The 17,581-nt window shown below is 63.0% G+C and carries 18 protein-coding genes; 10 read left to right on the forward strand and 8 right to left on the reverse strand.

Annotated features, from left to right (window positions below; translation table 11 throughout):
* Nucleotides 1–194 precede the first annotated feature (194 nt).
* Entirely contained in the window at nt 195–998 is an 804-nt protein-coding gene (locus AC1Q80_RS20200; protein ID WP_492361587.1) for an APH(3'') family aminoglycoside O-phosphotransferase, read from the forward strand.
* Nucleotides 999–1,159: 161 nt separating this feature from the next.
* On the opposite strand, the gene AC1Q80_RS20205 is transcribed toward AC1Q80_RS20200, so the two are convergent.
* From AC1Q80_RS20205 to AC1Q80_RS20220, 4 genes are all read right to left on the reverse strand, one after another.
* A complete protein-coding gene (locus AC1Q80_RS20205; protein ID WP_492361588.1) occupies nt 1,160–1,420 on the reverse strand; it encodes a DUF1127 domain-containing protein in 261 nt (86 codons plus the stop codon).
* Between the two features lie 564 nt (nt 1,421–1,984).
* Nucleotides 1,985–2,473 (reverse strand): GlcG/HbpS family heme-binding protein, encoded by a 489-nt coding sequence (locus AC1Q80_RS20210; RefSeq protein ID WP_492361589.1) that lies wholly within the window; start codon nt 2,471–2,473, stop codon nt 1,985–1,987.
* Between the two features lie 116 nt (nt 2,474–2,589).
* Entirely contained in the window at nt 2,590–3,189 is a 600-nt protein-coding gene (locus AC1Q80_RS20215) for a response regulator transcription factor (protein WP_327795817.1), read from the reverse strand.
* Complete coding sequence (locus AC1Q80_RS20220) at nt 3,186–4,793, reverse strand: sensor histidine kinase (RefSeq protein WP_492361590.1); 1,608 nt, start codon at nt 4,791–4,793, stop codon at nt 3,186–3,188. Before AC1Q80_RS20220 ends, AC1Q80_RS20215 begins: the two co-directional genes overlap by 4 nt.
* Nucleotides 4,794–5,160: 367 nt before the next feature.
* On the opposite strand from AC1Q80_RS20220, the gene AC1Q80_RS20225 reads away from it, so the two are divergent.
* Nucleotides 5,161–5,466 (forward strand): hypothetical protein, encoded by a 306-nt coding sequence (locus AC1Q80_RS20225; RefSeq protein WP_492361591.1) that lies wholly within the window; start codon nt 5,161–5,163, stop codon nt 5,464–5,466.
* 57 nt (nt 5,467–5,523) lie between these two features.
* Here the strand turns inward: AC1Q80_RS20225 and AC1Q80_RS20230 are convergent, their stop codons facing one another.
* The 3 genes from AC1Q80_RS20230 to uxuA all read right to left on the reverse strand — a co-directional run bounded on the left by AC1Q80_RS20230 (nt 5,524) and on the right by uxuA (nt 8,175).
* A complete protein-coding gene (locus AC1Q80_RS20230; protein ID WP_492361592.1) occupies nt 5,524–6,063 on the reverse strand; it encodes a ribonuclease H family protein in 540 nt (179 codons plus the stop codon).
* 217 nt (nt 6,064–6,280) lie between these two features.
* Nucleotides 6,281–6,973, reverse strand: a complete 693-nt coding sequence (locus AC1Q80_RS20235) for an RraA family protein (RefSeq protein ID WP_492361593.1) — start codon at nt 6,971–6,973, stop codon at nt 6,281–6,283.
* Nucleotides 6,970–8,175 carry a mannonate dehydratase gene (gene uxuA, locus AC1Q80_RS20240; protein ID WP_492361725.1) on the reverse strand — a complete coding sequence of 402 codons (1,206 nt, stop codon included), beginning with the start codon at nt 8,173–8,175 and terminating at the stop codon, nt 6,970–6,972. The genes AC1Q80_RS20235 and uxuA overlap by 4 nt, the downstream gene beginning before the upstream one ends.
* A 205-nt stretch (nt 8,176–8,380) precedes the next feature.
* Between uxuA and AC1Q80_RS20245 the strand changes: the two genes are divergently transcribed.
* The 8 genes from AC1Q80_RS20245 (at nt 8,381) to AC1Q80_RS20280 (ending at nt 16,649) form a co-directional block, all read left to right on the forward strand.
* Nucleotides 8,381–9,136, forward strand: coding sequence for an FCD domain-containing protein (locus tag AC1Q80_RS20245; protein ID WP_173421280.1), 756 nt, complete (start codon nt 8,381–8,383; stop codon nt 9,134–9,136).
* Between the two features lie 89 nt (nt 9,137–9,225).
* Nucleotides 9,226–10,191 carry a substrate-binding domain-containing protein gene (locus AC1Q80_RS20250; RefSeq protein WP_492361594.1) on the forward strand — a complete coding sequence of 322 codons (966 nt, stop codon included), beginning with the start codon at nt 9,226–9,228 and terminating at the stop codon, nt 10,189–10,191.
* 61 nt (nt 10,192–10,252) lie between these two features.
* Nucleotides 10,253–11,788 (forward strand): sugar ABC transporter ATP-binding protein, encoded by a 1,536-nt coding sequence (locus tag AC1Q80_RS20255; RefSeq protein ID WP_492361595.1) that lies wholly within the window; start codon nt 10,253–10,255, stop codon nt 11,786–11,788.
* Nucleotides 11,785–12,777: an ABC transporter permease gene (locus AC1Q80_RS20260; protein WP_209788883.1), complete on the forward strand. Its 993-nt coding sequence runs from the start codon at nt 11,785–11,787 to the stop codon at nt 12,775–12,777. Before AC1Q80_RS20255 ends, AC1Q80_RS20260 begins: the two co-directional genes overlap by 4 nt.
* Before the next feature lie 19 nt (nt 12,778–12,796).
* On the forward strand, nt 12,797–13,582 hold the full coding sequence (locus AC1Q80_RS20265) for an SDR family NAD(P)-dependent oxidoreductase (protein ID WP_492361596.1): 786 nt from the start codon (nt 12,797–12,799) through the stop codon (nt 13,580–13,582).
* A gap of 20 nt (nt 13,583–13,602) precedes the next feature.
* Nucleotides 13,603–14,721, forward strand: a complete 1,119-nt coding sequence (locus tag AC1Q80_RS20270; protein WP_209788888.1) for a mannonate dehydratase — start codon at nt 13,603–13,605, stop codon at nt 14,719–14,721.
* 9 nt (nt 14,722–14,730) lie between these two features.
* A complete protein-coding gene (locus AC1Q80_RS20275; protein WP_492361597.1) occupies nt 14,731–15,633 on the forward strand; it encodes an SMP-30/gluconolactonase/LRE family protein in 903 nt (300 codons plus the stop codon).
* Nucleotides 15,630–16,649, forward strand: a complete 1,020-nt coding sequence (locus AC1Q80_RS20280) for a hypothetical protein (protein ID WP_492361598.1) — start codon at nt 15,630–15,632, stop codon at nt 16,647–16,649. The genes AC1Q80_RS20275 and AC1Q80_RS20280 overlap by 4 nt, the downstream gene beginning before the upstream one ends.
* A gap of 170 nt (nt 16,650–16,819) precedes the next feature.
* Here AC1Q80_RS20280 and AC1Q80_RS20285 read toward each other — a convergent pair whose 3' ends face one another.
* Nucleotides 16,820–17,410 (reverse strand): 3'-5' exonuclease, encoded by a 591-nt coding sequence (locus AC1Q80_RS20285; RefSeq protein WP_173421288.1) that lies wholly within the window; start codon nt 17,408–17,410, stop codon nt 16,820–16,822.
* Nucleotides 17,411–17,581 lie beyond the last annotated feature (171 nt).

The following is a 17,581-nucleotide window of genomic DNA, read 5'->3' on the forward strand; positions in this document are numbered from 1 at the left end:
GAGCCTTGCCGCTCGGTCGGACAACCATCTGTCGACCACCGGTGGCCATTTCATTGCAAGCCGTCATCGGCAGCAGCTGCATCAGTGCGGAAGGCAGCCGATGACGCCGAACTTATCGGTCGTTCCATGGTTGCAATCTTTGCTGGCGGCACCCAGCTAACACAAGCCGTTTCAAGACCGTGGGAGCCGTCGCTTTGAGTTGGACACAGGAATTGCTCGGGCGTTTGCCCTTCGAATGGAAGCCTGTCATGACCGGCGAGTCCGGAGATTTCGTCTACCGCCGCGGCGACGGGCACGCCTACGCCAAAGTCGCAACGGCTCTCCGCTCCGAAGAGCTTTCCGGGGAACGCGATCGGCTCCTGTGGTTGCAGGGCAAAGGCATACTCGTCCCTGAAGTGATCGATTGGCATATCGCCGAGTGCGGTGCATGCCTGGTCATTTCGGCAATCGAAGGCGTGCCGGCCGCCGCGCTTTCGGCGGCCGACTTGCTGCAGGCCTGGCCCTCCATGGCCCGGCAACTTGGAGCGCTCCATGCGCTGGATACCGGTCAATGTCCTTTCGATCGCAGCCTTGCGCCGATGTTTGCGCGCGCCGCAGACGTGGTCGGGCGGAATGCCGTCAATCCCGATTTCCTGTCCGACGACGACCGGCAGACGCCCGCGACAGACTTGCTGGCACGGGTGGAGCGGGAACTTGCAGTTCGCCTCGAGCAAGAGGCGAGGGACCGGGTGGTCTGCCACGGCGATCCTTGCATGCCGAACTTCATGATCGACCCTCAGACCCTTCGCTGCACCGGCATGATCGATCTCGGGCGTCTGGGAACGGCGGACCGTTACGCTGACCTGGCGCTGATGACCGCCAACGCCGGTGAAAGCTGGACTGAGCTGGATCAGGCACAACGGGCGACCGCAATCTTGTTCGAGGCGCTCGGCATCGCCATGCCCGATCTCGGGCGTCTGGATTTCTACCTGCGTCTCGATCCCCTGACATGGGGTTGATTTGGACCTCAGGTGCGAGCCCGCTGCGCGGTACCTGGTGCTCGGCACGGGCTGCGTTGCTGTAGCAAGGGCAGGCCACGGGCACGACTGGCGTCGCGCCCGTGTTGCATGAGCGGCATCAACCGTCTCACCCTGACGGGTTTGACGGTTGATGCATCAGGTCAGTTGATACGGACGGCCGGAGCCCACCGGGGCGATGCCCAGGCAGCGATCCAGGGGTCGTCGGGCGGTTCGTCGATTTCGGGAAGCCCGATATCGCGGCGCATCCTGTTGGAGAGGCCGGTCGCCTGGTTGACCAGCCGGTGATGCCGCCAGGCCGCCCGAACGAGGCCGGTTGTTGTTTTCCAGATGCCGAACGTACGGCACAGGTCGTCGAGGGCTGCCGGCAGAGTGCCGGCAACAGGCAAAGATGTCTCACGCATGTGTTTATCCCGACGCTGCGACGCGATCGGGTCCTCTAAAAGTTGATTTGGGCTTGGACGCGATTCGTCGCGTCATGGGCCGGTAACGTTAGGTCAGTTGGGAAATGCCGGGCCGTTGAAGGCCAGCGTTCAGGCGCTTTGTGAACCCGACGGGGCAAAGCAGGATGCACGGTGCATCCGGAGTACAGCAACGGTTCCACCAGAAGTGCGCATATTAAAGAGAGTATATGTCATCTCACGCCTCCTTCAGTGTGGGTTGCAGACAATGTAACCTCGCATGGGATTGCCGGCACGGCAAGGCGCAATTTCGAATTGCAATTATATCGTCACGGATATGTTGCTCGTCGGCAACACGTTACTGTCGCCGGTCTATCGGCAGGCCTCTGCGCACGCGGCGGCACCGTTCCGATCCAGAACATCTTGGTTGTCGCAGGCCGCCTCAGCGCCACTGGCCGGTGCCGGGCGACCCCGGATCGCCCACACGCTTCCGCCCCAGGGCGGTGCAACCGTCCTGGGGGATCGCGACGATCTTGGCCGGGAGAGCCGGCCACCGGTGGTTTCAGATTACTTCAGCTGTCCGGAAGCTTTTTCGATGGCAGCGGCGGCGCAAGCCTCATCGAGATTACCGCCGGGAGCGCCACCCACGCCGATCGCACCGATGGTGACGTCACCGGCCTTGATCGGGACGCCGCCGGCAAGCACCAGGAAGCCTTCGATGTTGACCAGTTCGGCGGCTGCCGGGTTCTTGGCGACGTTCTCGGCCATTTTCGAGGTCGGCGTGCGCGAGGATGCCGACGTGAACGCCTTGGCGCGCGCCGCCCCAACCGTGTGAGGGCCGGCATTGTCGGCGCGCACGAGCGCGCGCAGCACGCCGGCGCGATCGACCACCGCTGCCGTCACATTGTACTTGTCGGCGGCGCAGGCCTGAACGGCATTCACAGCGATCTCGACGGCAAGGCTCGACGGGATGTTCTTTTCGGTGAGCAGTTCGGCCTTTGCGGTGCCGCTGACGACGACGAGTGCGCAAGCCGTTGCGAGGAGGGTCTTGATCATGGCGTGGTTCCTATCCTTGTTCCGGAGGAAGCGTTTCGCTTTTCCGAAACCAGCACTACCCAATCAGCCCGAGCGGCAGAATCCGCGATGCCACCACCCGGCATAGGTAGGACAACCTATGCCGACCCCTTCTCCGCCATCGTCAACCGAACGAACTCGGCCACTGAGCTGGTGCCGAGCTTGTCGGCGATCTTGGCCCTGTGCGCATCGATTGTCCGTGCCGAGATGTTGAGCGCCGCCGCGATCTCCTTGCTCGCCCAGCCCATGGCGACCATGTCGAGGACTTCGCGCTCGCGCTCGGTCAATCGGGCCAGCTGCAGTCGTGCCTCGCGCTTTTCGAGCCGCGCGTCGAAGCTGGCGAATGCCTGCTGCAGAGCCTCCACCAGCACTTCACCGTCGACCGGTTTGGTCAGGAAGTCCTGGATCCCCGCCTTGAAGGCGCGCCGACAGGCTGCGACGTCGCCATGGCCGGTGATCATGATCGTCGGCCAGTCAATGCCGCGCTCGGCCAGCTTTGCATGCAGTTGCAGCCCCGAAACCAGCGGCATGCGAAGATCGACAAGAAGGCAGCCCGGTCTCTCCTCGTCGACATGCGTCAGGAAAGTCTGGGGATCGCCAAACGTCTCGACATCGATGCCGTAGGTGCGCAGCAGAAAGGCGATAGCAGCCCGTACCGCCTCATCGTCGTCGATCAGATAGACCCGGTATTTGCTCACAGCGTCTCTCGTTTCCCCGTGCGTGGCAGCGTAATCGTAAACCATGCCCCGCCATCTGGAGCATTCTCCGCTTCAATTCGGCCATCGACGCGCTCCACCAATGTCGCACACAGCGAGAGCCCCAGACCCATGCCATCGGCCTTGGTCGTAAAAAAGGGTTGAAACAGTTTGGGAAACGCAGTTGCGGCGATCCCGGGCCCGTTATCGCGAACGATGATCTTCATCTCGTCACCAATGGCTCGTGTCTCGATTTCGACCAACGGGTCTGCAGTCTTCGCGTCCTCCAGCGCATCGGCCGCGTTGCGGATCAGATTGTGCAGCACCTGCTCCAGCTCGATCGGGTCGACGTCGGCCAGAAGCGCCTCCTTCGTCAGATCGAGTTTGAGCCGGATGCCGCGCCCCTGAAGATCGGCACCGGTCAGCGCTGCGATTTCGGCAACGATTTCGTTGATCGCGCTTGTGACAGGCTCCGGCGTTCGGTTGGAGGCATAATCGCGCATCCGCCTCAGCATCTCACCCGCCCGTTTCGCCTCGCGGACATTGACCTCAAGCGCCTCGGAGATCAGCCCGATATCGGGCTTGTCGGCGCTGGCCAATCGGAGTGCTGCCTGGCTGCGGCTCAGCATCGCCGTCAGGGGTTGCGTCAGTTCATGCGCGATGCCCGACGCGAGCTCGCCCATGGCGTTGACGCGCGAGGCGTGCGCAAGAAGCGCCTGTCGCTCCTGCAACAGCGCGCGGGCCTCGGCCTCCTCGGTCGACATTCGGGATTTCTGGACGGCAGCCCGCTGGCGAAGCGCAAACATCAGCGCAAAGGACGCCAGTCCGGCCATGGCGGCAAAGCCGATCAGCTGTCTGATCGGCAGGAGTGCGTCGGTCGGCATCGGCCGGTCGAGCGATAGCGAGATCCTTTGACTGGCGCTGTCGATCGTCGATTCGAAATGGGCAGGCGCGACGAAGGAGACGGCTGCGCCGGCTGTCGCCTCGGCAGGCAGGTCGACCAGGAGATGGTTGTCGAGCGTGAGCGTCAGATGCGCCCATCGCGGCCGCTCTTCCGGCTCCAGCAAATGGCGCGCATCGATGGAAAGTACCAGCGCGGTGTCCGATGGCGCTTGCGCCCTTTTGGCCAGTAGATAATGGCCGTCTCGGCCGACATAGGCCGAGACCTTGCCGGGCTGTTGTTGTGAGATCGCGTCGCGCAGCGGCGAAAGATCCTCGCCTTTGCCGAAGGGGACTTGGATCAGCGGTTCGAGTGCATTGCCACTTTGAGCCGTCAGCGTCGCTTCGTTCCCGATCTTCTCATCGAGCGAAACGAGTGCGAGCCAGGCGATGCGCGGATAAAACCGCGCAACGCTCTCCATTACCTGCCGGGTGGCGTCCAGCCGTGCCGGTTCGGTGTCATCGGCAAGCGCGATCAGGCTGGTCATATGTGCGTCGTGCTGCGCCGCGCGCTGGGATATCAAGCGGTGCAAGGTCCGGCCCGCAGTCGTCAGTTCATCGCCGAGGCGCTGCCGCGACGCTTCGACGGAATAAAACGCAAAGGCCAGGACCGCGGCGAGCCACAGCGCCGTAGCGAAGAGCCCGGATTTCAGGAGGCCGCTACTCACGTTCACGGTTCCACGGTCGAAGGCGACGTGACCGGCCTACCGGCGTCTTCCACCTGGTCCGGCGCGTGCAAGGGAAATGGGGCGGTCAATTCGAACATGCCTCTGCTTTGCGGGTCAACGCATCTCCAGCCCGACAATCTGCGCAGGCAAAATTGAGGCCGTCCGATCTGATAGCACGCACGCGTAAAGATGAAACCCGGCTGAAGCGGTCTCCGGTTCGAACTGAACTGCCGGCGCCTGTCATGCAGCAGTCGCATGGCCGACATGATTTGCTAATGGACGCTGCGATCTCCATATCTAGACCAACACCTGAATTCGACGTGATGCCAGCGCCGCAGTTTATCCTGCCGGGCGCGAAGGAGATAACATGATCGGGATCCCAAAGACGCTGGAAGACATGAGTGCGTGTGAGCGGTACGGCATGCTGGAAACGGTCGCCGGAGCACTGGAGGCCGTTGCCGAAGAGGCGGAGGATCTGGGCGACATCCGTTTCGCGGCCCACTCGAAATGCGTCGCCTGCACGATCCGCGGATACACTGACAATCTTGCGGCCCAAGATATCAAGTCTGCTGAGCTTCTTCTCGAGCTTGGCATTACGCTCGTCCATCTGTCGTCGACGAGATCGGCCGATGCCGAGACCACGATGTCCCACAATGTGCGAGTCTGTCACTAGCGTTTCCGAGCACCGTCGCGATTGGCGCGACCATGCTGGCGAAAGACATTTGCGGGATCAGCGAGCGCCGGTCCGGGCAGATTGGCGCCCAAGCGCCGCAAACCTGTCTGCGCGCTCGTTGCCGACGAGCCCGGAATGGCCCTTGCACCAGGCGACAGTCAGTTCGGGGTTGCTTGAGAGCTGAAGGTCGATCGCCATCCAAAGCTCGGCATTCGCTATTCTTCGGCTCCGGACCCTCGCATTCGGGACAATTTTCTTCCAGCCGTTGTTCTTCCAGATCAAGCGCCAGCTGTTGCAGCCATTGACCGCGTAAACGCAATCGGACCAGACAATTGCGCTCTTGGCAGACGCGTTGCCGTTGACCCACAGCGTAGCCTTGAGCAGCGCTGTCAGCTCCATCGTGTTGTCGGCGGAACGCCGGGCGCCACCGAACTCGGACGCGATCTCCGTTCCATCGTGATAGACGACAAATGCCCAGCCGCCCTCGCCGGAGCTCGGTTCGTACGAGCCGTCGGCGAAGACGTGGAAGCCTGCGGAGGAAGGCTGCGCCTCGGCCGTATGGGTGCGGGAGCCGAGCATGGTGAGGGCGTCGTTCATATCGCTGGTCTGATCCTGTGTGCCACTTTGCCCATATCTACCAGACGAGCAGGAATGTTGCCCGTTACACATCGCATCCCTAAATCCGCCGGTATCCTCGACGGCTGACCAACCCCCTGTCTTAGACGGTCGCCGTGATAGCAAAGTCCGGCGTTGGGGGCAGGCAGGGCCTTTCGCCCATGAACGCGGGTACCGTCGCGGTTCCTGCCCTCGCCGACTACATGACGCCGAAGCGCTCGAACGCCTCGACCGTGCTCATGCCGGCCTCAATCGCCAGGCGAACCTTGTTTTCCGTCTCGGCCTTTTCGAAGGCGAGGGCGATCGCCTCCTGTTCCGCCTCGCGCGGGATAACGAGTACGCCGTCGCGATCGCCGAAGAGGATGTCGCCGGGCCGGATGCGGATGCTGCCGATCTCGATCGGGACGGCGTAATCCACCACCTTGCCGCGCGGACCCTGATCCTGGGCATAGGATCCATAGCAGAACGTCGGAAAGTCCAGGGCCAGGATACCGCCGCTGTCCCGGCAATAACCATCGCAGATCGCGCCCGCAGCCTTCAGCTGGATTGCGCGCGTCGACATCAGTTCACCCCAGACAGCATAACGTGGCGAGGAGCCTGCGCAGACGTAGATTTCGTTGGGTTTCAGGCTGTCGAGGGCATGGAACATCAGGCCGAATGGCTTGGCGCTGATCTCGGCGTGGCCGCCGTTGCTCGCGGTCGTAAAGAAATCCGCCTCCAGCACCGGCATGGCACGGCCGATTGCCACCATGTCGTCACGCAGGGCCTTGATCCGCGGCGGCAGGAACTGGTGCTGCAGCCCCATCGTGTCCAGGATGTCGCCGACCACGGCGGTAAAAAGCCGGCTTCGCATGGCCGCGAACAAATCGGCATCGTTCTCAAAAGTCTTCATCGTGTCACCTGTCCGTTCTGTGCGGCCCTGGCCGCAGAAATGCCCTGCATCACGCCGCGAATTTCGGCGAGCCCCTTCAGACGGCCAATGAGCGAGTAACCGGGGTTGATCCGTTCTTTGCCGATATCGTCGGCGAGCAGATGCCCATGGTCTGGGCGAACGGGAATCTGCCAGTCGTCGCGTCCGGAAGCGTGGCGGCGCTCCTGCTCCTCAAGGAGAGCGAGGATGACGGCCGGGATATCGCTCGATCCGCCAAGATGGTCGGCCTCATGAAACGAGCCGTCCGCTTCGCGCTGGACGTTGCGCAGATGGGCGAAATGAATGCGCGAGCCAAACTCGCGCACCATCGCGGGCAGGTCATTTTCGGCGCGGGTGCCGTAGGATCCTGTGCAGAAGGTCAGGCCGTTGGCGGGGCTGTCGGCCGCCGCCAGGATGCGGCGCGCATCATTGGCCGTGGAAACGATCCGCGGCAGGCCATAGAGCGGGAAGGCCGGATCGTCGGGGTGGATGCAGAGTTTTACCCCGATCTCTTCGGCCACCGGGACGATCTCGCGCAGGAAGTGCGCGAGGTTTTCATGCAGGTCCTCGGCGCTGACGCCATCGTACTCCGCGAGTGCTCCGAGAAAGCCAGCGCGATCGAACTTGCGCTCCGATGCCGGCAGGCCGGCAATCAGGTTGCGTTCGATCCGTTCGATCTTTGCAGGGGTCATCGCAGCAAAGCGCGCCTGTGCCGCTTCGATCTGGGCCGGCGAATAGCTTTGCTCGACGCCCGGCCGCTTCAAGACGAAGAGATCGTAGGCGGCGAAATCGATGGCATCGAAGCGCAGCGCGTATCCACCTGTTGGCAGCGGGTGCATGAGTTCTGTGCGGGTCCAGTCGACCACCGGCATGAAGTTATAGCAGACCGTGCGAATGCCGCAGCGCGAAAGCGCCCGCATCGTGTCCTTGTACCAGCCGACGTAGCGTGCGCTGTCCGATGATTTGAGCTTGATCGAATTGTGCACCGGAATGCTCTCGACCACACTCCAGCGCAAACCTGCCGTCTCGATCAGCGCCTTGTGCTTCAGGATCTGATCGTCGGACCAGGGTGAGCCGTCATAGACGTGGTGGAGCGCAGTGACGATGCCCGTCGCCCCCGCCTGCCGGATATGGCTGAGCGGCACCGGGTCGTCGGGGCCATACCAGCGAAAGCACTCTTCCATCGGCCTCATTTCTGAACTCCTGCGATCTCGATGATGATCTTTATTGTTGGACCAGATGATGCATTAAGGAGCGACGCAGAGATAAATTCAAGTAAAAATGAGCGGATAATGCCGAATTCTTCCTAGTGACGCTGAAATCGCCGCAGGGTGCTTGACATGTTTTCCAATCTGGACCAACAAATAGAACAACGCAAAGGAGGAGAGCGTGGCGCACAATTCCGCAAAACCGGAGCATTCGACAGGCGTCGAGCCAGCTGAGGTCGGCAAGACGTCGGCGGTCGACAGGCTCGTCGAGCAGATCAGGGATCTGATCGCCGAACGCGGTCTCGGCATTGGCGACGCGCTGCCGACCGAGCGCGATCTCGGCGAACAGTTTCAGGCGGGGCGCAACACGGTGCGTGAGGCGCTGCAGGTTTTGCGCGCCTATGGGCTTGTCGAGACGCGGCCCAAGGTCGGCGCCGTCATCAGTGGCGGTCACGGCGAGGCGATCCGCCGGCTCTTTGCCTTTCACAATGGCATATCGCCCGATTCCTTTCGCGACCTTCAAGGCTTCCGCCGCATCATCGAGACCGGCGTCGGCGATCACATCATCCTTCATGCAAGCGAAACCGACCTCGACAGGCTGGAAGCGGCCAACGCCCGGATCCGGACGGCTGAGAGCGTCGAGGAAGCGGCTCGCTACGACTACGAATTCCACGAGGCGATCGTCGAACTCTCAGGCAACAGGACGACGCTCGCCGCCTACCGGATGATGCGCTCGGTGATCGAAGAGGTCATGCGTCTGGGCAAGGCGGAGCGGCCGGTGCAGTCGGCGACCTACGAGGCCCATGCCGAAATCATCGATGCGCTGAGAGCGCGCGACCGGATTGCCTACGCCTATCTCATGAGCCGTCATCTCGAATTCGGCCTCAAATTCGTCGGTGCGCCATCGGGCGCCCAACCCGCTGCGATCAAGACATAGGCGGCATCGTTTTCAGCATTCAGTCAGCACCGGCCCCTATGCCCGCGGGTCCGGCAATACGATCAAGGGCATCGGGGAGGAGACCCAAAATGATCATTGCAAAACGCCACGTCCTGACGCTCGCAGCCCTTCTGGTGAGCGCCAGCTTCGCACCCAATGCCGCCCTTGCTGATGGCAAGGCCATCGCCGGCATTGTCTTCCAGCAGGACCAGTATTTCCGCGGTATCCAGATCGGCATGGAGAAGGCGGCGGAAGCGGCCGGTGACGAGCTTCTCGCCGGAAACAGCGACAGCAAGCTCGAAAAAGAAGCGCAGCTGATCGACACCTATATTGCCCGCGGCGTCAACTCGATCGTTGTCGCGCCGCTTTCGGCCGACGCTTCCGTTCCGGCCCTCAAGAAGGCGCGCGATGCCGGCATCACCGTCGTCACCTACGGCACGTCGGCCAATGGCGATGTCGCCCAGGCAACGGTGACGAGTTCGGATCGGGATATCGGCATCGGCACCGGCGAGGCGGCCGCTCCGTTCCTGAAGACGCTTGGAAATGGCGCGAAGGTCAAGATCGGTACCCTCGCCTTCAAGGCGCTGTTGCCGGAGCAGTCGAACGCCCGCGTCGACGGCTTCCTGCACGTGGTGTCCGATCAGGTCGAGATCGTTGCCCAGCAGGATGCCTGGCTCGCCGAAAAGGCATTGGCCGTTGCCAGCGACATGCTGACCGCCAATCCGGATATCAAGGTGATCTATGCCGCCAATGAAGGTGGCACGATCGGCGCCGTCCAGGCGGTGAAGAAGGCCGGGCTCGAGGGCAAGGTGTTCGTCTTCGGCACCGACGGTTCCGAGCAGCTCGCCAACATGCTGCTCGACAAGGACAACGTGCTGCAGGCGACGACGGCGCAGCAGCCTCTCGAGGTCGGCAAGCAGGCGATCGAGGCCGCGCAGAAACTGCTGGAAGGCAAGACGTTCGAAACGAAGGTCAATGTTCCCGTCCTTCCGCTCACACGCGCAAATGCCGACGGCGTGGCTGCCTACAAGGAAGGCCTGAAGGCTCTGAAGTAAGGTTGCGGGGCGGGGTCTTTTGGCCCTGCCCATCCATTGCTGCGCCAACCGGAAACCACGGATGACCTACTCACAACCCCGGACAGATGCCGCTCAAGGGCGGCTCGAATTCCGATCCGTCACGAAGCGTTACGGCCCGACGGTCGCCCTGTCGGAGTTTACCCATGATTTTGCCCCGGGACGCGTTCATGCCCTGATGGGAAAGAACGGCTCCGGCAAATCGACGCTGATCAAGCTTCTCGCCGGCGTCACCGAACCCACCTCGGGCACGATCAGCGTCAACGGACGAGACCAGACATTTACCTCGCCGCACGATGCGTTCGATGCCGGTATCGTGACCGTGCACCAGGAGTTGTCGCTGGTGCCGGAACTCTCCGTCGGCGAGAACATCTTTCTCGGTCGCCTGCCGCACACCAGGCGTGCCGGCTTTCGCGTCGTCGACTGGAAAGGGCTGCATCGCCGCGCGACTGACCTTCTGTCCGACATGGGACTTTCGATCGATTCCCGTCAGCCGGTCTCAGCGCTCAGCGTCGGGCAGCAGCAGGTGGTCGAGATCGTCAAGGCGATGTCGTTCAACCCGTCGATCCTGCTGCTCGACGAGCCGACATCGGCGCTGGCCTCGAAAGAGGTCAAGCAGCTTTTCGCGCTGATCGAGCGGTTGCGGGCGCGCGGCGTGACGATGATCTACATCACCCACCGGATGAGCGAGCTTTTCGAGATCGCCGACACCTGCACGGTCATTCGCGACGGTCACTATATGGGCGCGGTCGAGATGCGCGCGACCTCGCCCTCCGAGATCGTCGGTATGATGTTCGGCGACGCCGCCCGCGCGACGCGTCCGCCGCGACAGACGATCGACCGGGTGAAGCCGCTGCTCCAAGTACGCGGCCTGACCCGGGCAGGTCACTTCAACGACGTCTCCTTCGACCTTTATCGCGGCGAAATCCTCGGGATCGCCGGTCTGCTCGGCTCGGGCCGGACCGAACTCATGCGCGCGATCTTCGGCGCCGACCGGATCGATGCCGGCACGGTTCACCTTGAGGGACGGTCGATGACGGGGGCGACGCCGCGTCAGATGCGCGCCGCCGGCCTTGGCTATACGCCGGAGAACCGCAAGGAGGTCGGCCTCGTGCAGTCGCTGCCGACCGCCGACAATCTGTGCATGGCAAGTCTCGGTCCGATTGCACGCAATGGTCTCATTTCCCGCCGGCGCGAACAGCCGTTTATCGACCGCCAGATCGCCGACCTGCACATCAAGTGCGGCGATCCGGAACTGCCGGTGTCTTCGCTCTCGGGCGGCAACCAGCAGAAGGTGGTGATCGGCAAGTGGCTGAACAGGGCTCCGTCGGTGATGTTCTTCGACGAGCCGAGCCGTGGCGTCGACGTCCAGGCCAAGCGGCAGATCTTCGATATCATATGGCAGAAGGCATCGCAGGGTCTTTCGAGCATCTTCGTTTCGACGGAGCTCGAGGAGGTCCTCGAAGTGGCCGACCGCATTCTGGTGATGCACCACGGCAATGTGGTGGCAGAGGTGGACCCCACCAGCATCGACCTTACCCAACTCTACGGCCTATGCATGGAAGGGGCCTCCCAATGACACTTGTCAGCCAGACCGCAGAAGACAGGGGACAGAACGTCTCGCTGCGACTGCTCAAGACCTACCCGATGGAGATCATCCTCGCGGCTCTGGTCCTGTTCCTCATCCTGATGGCACCGGGTTTTGCCTCGACCGCCAACATCCTCAACGTGCTGCGAACCGTGGCGATGCTGGGGATCATCGCCTTCGGCATGACGGCGGTGATCATCTCGGGCGAGATCGATCTTTCTGTCGGCGCCGGGGTGGCGCTGGCCGGTTGCATCGTCGCCTGGTTCGCCGATGCCTACACGGACGCAATCGGCGGCTGGAGTGCGGTCATCCTCGGCTTTGCCGTGGCACTCACTGTCGGCTTCTCGCTCGGCTATCTCACCGGCCGCTTCCGGCAATGGTTCAACGTGCCGACCTTCATTACCACGCTCGCCCTCTTTGCCGCCCTTCGCGGTGTCGCCAATCTCATCACCGGCGGATTTCCGCTGTCGACCTTTCCGGCCGGCTTCGATTTCCTCGGCGGCGGCTATCTCTTCGGCATACCGTTCCCTGTCTACATCTTCGCACTCACCTTCGCCGCCATGCATTTCCTGATGAAATACACCAGCTTCGGCCGCGAGGTTTATGCGGTCGGCGGCAACATGGAGGCAGCGCGGCTTTCAGGCATCGACATCTGGAAGGTGAAGGCGCTGACGCTCGGTCTTACCGGGGCATTGACGGCGATTTCGGGAACGCTGATCGCCTCGCAGATCGGCGCTGGCACCGGCACGACCGCCACCGGCATGGAACTCGACGTGATCGCGGCCGTCATCATCGGCGGCACCTCGCTGTTCGGCGGCAAGGGCCGGATCTGGGGAACCCTGATCGGGGTGCTTTTCCTCGGCTGCATCTCCAACGGCATGACGCTGATGAATGTCAGCGAGTACTGGCAGTACGTCGTGCGTGGCGGGATCATCCTTGGCGCCGTGCTTCTCAATCAAGTCCTGGAACGTGTGCGCTAAGGGGAATTCGGAGCTGATCATGACTGAATTTGCAGGAAAAATAGCGCTCATCACCGGAACCTCCGGCATCGGGCTGGCATCGGCGATCCGGCTTGCTACGGCCGGCGCCAAGGTTCTCGCTTGCGGCAACGATGCCGCGGCGAACGCGGCGTTCGACCGGATCGCCGGCGAGCGCGGCCTTGCCATGGCCTCGCGACTGACCGACGTGTCGGTCGAGGCAGAGGTGGCGGCCGCCGTCGCCGACGTCGTATCGCGCCATGGCGGGCTCGACATTGTCGTCAACGCCGCCGCCGTCCATCCCTTTGGCACCGTTCTCGACACCAGCTTCGAAACCTGGAACCGGTGCCTGTCCGTCAATGTCGGCTCTATCTATCTGACCGGACGCTTTGCCATCCCGGAGATGGACAAGCGCGGCGGCGGGGCGATCGTCAACATCTCCTCGGTGCAGGGTCACAACTGCCAACAGAACGTCGCAGCCTATGTCGCCACCAAAGGCGCCATCCATGCGCTGACCCGCGCAATGGCGCTCGATCACGCCGACATCCGCGTGCGGGTGAACTCCGTCAGCCCAGGCTCCGTTCGCACGCCGCTGTTGTCGCTGGCCGCGCGCACCTATGGCGGCGAGGGCGTCAGCGAAGAGGACGCCTTCGCCCGCTTCGGTGCGGCCCACCCGGTCGGCCGCATCGGCGAGCCGGAGGAGGTCGCAGAACTCGTTGCCTATCTCGCCTCCGATCGTGCCGGCTTCATCACCGGATCGGATTTCCGCATCGACGGCGGGCTCACCGCCGGCATCGGCGTGAAATAATCGCACAGGGAAAGAACAAGATGAAAATCGGCCTTGGCCTCTACCGTGAACAGCTCACGCCCGACAATTATCGCTTCGCACTTCAGTCCGGCGCGACCCATATCGTTGCGCACCTGACCAACTATTTCGCCGGCAAGGACCCGAAGATCGACAGCGGCGACACCGGTGGGTGGGGCGATTGCTCGGCCGACCGCCTCTGGACCTATGAGGAGCTGTCGGCGCTCGTTCAGGACGTGCGTGCTGCCGGCCTCGAGCTTGCCGCGATCGAGAATTTTTCGCCGCGCTTCTGGCACGACATCCTTCTCGACGGTCCGGAACGCGGCGCGCAGATCGAGGCGTTGAAGCAATTGATCCGCGATGCCGGGAAGGCGGGCGTGCCCTGCATCGGCTACAACTTCTCGCTCGCCGGCGTCTACGGCTGGACGCGCGGCCCCTATGCGCGCGGCGGTGCGGAATCCGTCGGCTTCGGCGTCGAGGATGCGCCGGGTGCCGTGCCCGATCCGGATGCGCCGATCCCCGACGGCATGGTCTGGAACATGCGCTATCGGCGCGGGCTGCCTGGCGCAAAGCCGGTGTCGGTCAGCAATGCCGAGATCTGGGACCGTCTCTCCCGGTTCCTGAAGGAAGTCGTCCCGGTTGCCGAAGAGGCTGGTGTCATGCTCGGCGCCCATCCCGATGACCCGCCGGCGGAAGTGCTGCGTGGCACGGCCCGTCTGGTCAACCGGCCGGAGAAGTACGATCGGCTGATGTCGATCGTCGATTCCCCATCGAACGGGCTGGAGCTCTGCCTCGGCTCGCTGCAGGAAATGCCGGGCGGCGATATTTACGAACATGTCCGCCGGTTCGCGCGCTCGGGCCGCATCGGCTACATCCATTTCCGCAATGTCAGGGGCAAGATGCCGCGCTACGTCGAAACATTCGTCGACGAAGGCGATATCGACATGGCCGAAATCGTCCGCATCCTGCGCGACGAGAACTATCAAGGCGTGATGATCCCCGACCATACGCCGGCCATGACCTGTGCCGCCTCCTGGCATGCGGGCAAGGCGTTTGCGCTTGGGTACATGCGGGCGCTGGTGCAGAACGCCCATGCGCTCGGACCGTCCCGGTCGCTTGTCCATGATATCGCGGCCGAATAGGAGACGCGGATGGAGAGGTCGATCACCTGTGTAGCCCCGGTCGGTGACAAATGCGGCGAGGGCGCCGTCTGGGCGGCATCCGAGCAGGTGCTCTACTGGAGCGACATCAACCGCTTCCTCGTCCATCGCTATGATGAGGCGAGCGGTGCCGTGCGCTCCTGGATGTTCGAAGAGCCGGTGGTGGCGGTATCACTGACAAGCGAGCCTGGCCGGTTCCTTCTGGCGCTCGCCTCGAAGCTCGTCTGGTGGTGGCCGCAGGGCGACAGGCGCGAGGAGCATGGTTTCCGCTTGCCCGGTTACCCGCGCGTGCGCCTGAACGACGGGCGCGCCGATCCGGCCGGACATTTTTGGGTCGGGTCGATGAAGAACAACGTTCTGCCCAATGGGGAACTTGGCGAGACGGCAGCAGGCGAGGGCATTCTCTACCGCATAGCACCGGATGGAAATGTGAGCGAATGGCGGCATGGGCTCGGCATTTCCAACACGCTGTGCTGGAGCCCCGATCGCAGCACCTTCTATTTCGCCGATACGCTCGCAAACGAGATCTACGCCTTTGATTACGCAGTGGTTGATGGCTCGATTTCGAACGAACGGGCCTTCCTTGCCGATTTCTCCCGCGGTTCTCCGGATGGCTCGGCAATGGATAGCGATGGCTATCTCTGGAACTGCCGTTTCGGCGGCGGCTGCATCGCGCGCGTGTCGCCTGAGGGCGCGGTGACGGAGGTCATCCAAATGCCGGTTACCAACATCACGACCTGCACCTTCGGCGGCGCGGACCTGAAGACGCTCTATGTCACGACGGCGAGCATCCTCTCGAAACCGGGAGAGCGGCTCGCCGGTAGCCTGTACTCTCTCAGGGTCGAGGTTCCAGGGCTGGCGGAGAACCGTTTTGGCAGGATCGTTTCGGCATGACCGAGACGACAAGGCGCGGCCTGGCCTGGGCGCATGGATGCCTGGCGGTACAATCTTTGGGCGGCATGCTCGGGCCGGTCACCTTCCTGCTGCCCGACGGGCGGCAGGTCAACCCGTTGCATGTGGCGCCCTGGGGCGGGGATCCGAACAGAACGGCGCTGCCACCGATCCTTCAGGAATTGCGCGGCGAATGGCCTTGCGTGCCGTTTGGCAGCGATGGTTCACGCCCGCTTGGCACCGGCTGGTCCGATGCAGGCGAGACTTTCGCCGGCGCGGATGTGCCGCACGGCCACGGGTCGAACGTGCATTGGAACTGGGGCGACTGCGGCGATCGGCAGATCGTCTTGACGTGCAGCTACCCCGAGGACCATCCGGTCAGGCAAGTGCGCCGGTCCATCGTGCCGGACCCGAACGCCGCCGCGATCGATATCACGCTCGAAATCGAGGTGCGGCGACCGTGCCGGTTGCCGATCGGCCTGCACCCCACCTTCCGCCTGACGCCCCGCCCCGGATCCGTCAGGCTCGAACCGGGAAAGTACAACGAGACGCACAGCTTTCCCGGTGATGTGGAGCCGGGCGCTGCCCTGTTTGCGCCAGATCGCCGATGGTCGAAGCTCCAGAGCGTCGATGCCCGCGACGGCACCACCGTCGATGCGACATCCGTACCGCTTGACCAGAATGCCGAGGAACTGCTGCAGCTTGTCGGCGTCGACGGCACGGTCGCCTTGCACTATCGGGACGAGGGGTTTCGTGCACGGCTCGCGTGGCAGAAGGAGCATTTTCCAAGTCTGCTGCTCTGGTACAGCAATCGCGGCCGGAAAGCCTATCCATGGGACGGGAAACATCTGGCACTTGGCGTTGAGCCGGTTTGCTCGGCCCTGGACCTCGGCCCCGCGGTGTCGACGGCCGACAACCCGGTGGCTTCGCCGGCCAGCCCGACCTCGCTGTCTTTCCATCCCGATCAGCCATTCATCACGCGCTACCGGCTCTCGGTTGAAGCCGCAGCCCTGGGCTGAAGTCCTTACGTCATTTCGTCGGCGTCTGGACCGCTCCTGACCTCTTGCGCCTCTGTCGCTGCCGGTTCTGTATCCATCGGGACAAGCGGTGCCACCATGAAGGTTACACAAGGGTCGCGTAAGGCCCTCGTCAACTGGAACGGTTTTTCGTTCGGGCGCCTGCCTGCCGATCACTTCTTGCGGCAGGTGCAGGGGTCGTAGCCGTTGGCAAACAATCGGCCGGGCCTCATGCCAATTGCCACCGGGACGTCGCGGACCTCTGAAACGCGCAGAGATCTGGTAATTGCAAGGGCCGCCTCGGCGCAGATGGCCGCGTCTTCGGCTGCGTTGTGATGCGCGAAGGTCAGGCCGAGATGGCCGGCCAGGATGTTGAGCTTGTGCGATCCGAGATGCGGCCAGACCTTTTGCGCCATCTTCACAGAACAGAGATAGGACAGGTCCGGGTAATCCTGCCGGTAGAGATCGAGACAGGAACGCCAGACGCTGAAATCGAAGGCCGCATTGTGGGCGATCATGGTCGCGCCGCGAAAGTCGTCGGCGAACTCGTCCATCACCTCGGGAAATTCACCCGCATCTTCGACGTGTTCCGGGCGAATGCCGTGAATGGCGATGTTGAAGGAGGAAAAGCGCATGTCTTTCGGGCGGATCAGCCGTTCCTCGACCCGCACGACACGATCATCCTCGATCCAGGCCAGACCGACGGAACATGCGCTGCCACGCTGCTCGTTGGCGGTTTCGAAATCGATGGCGATGGTCTTCAAGGCATTCTTCCGGCTGGTCTTGTGCAGCAGGACCGAGGCGCTGCAACACCCTTCGCCCGTTCTGTTGAACGTGCGACGAATGCTGTAGCGATATGCAGGCGATTCGGCAAAGCTCGCTCGGTATTGGCGCGACAACCGCGCCCAGCGCTTGATGCCGTCGCCATAGCCCCT

This window comes from Ensifer sp. GW823-FHT05D09 (genome assembly GCF_058795755.1).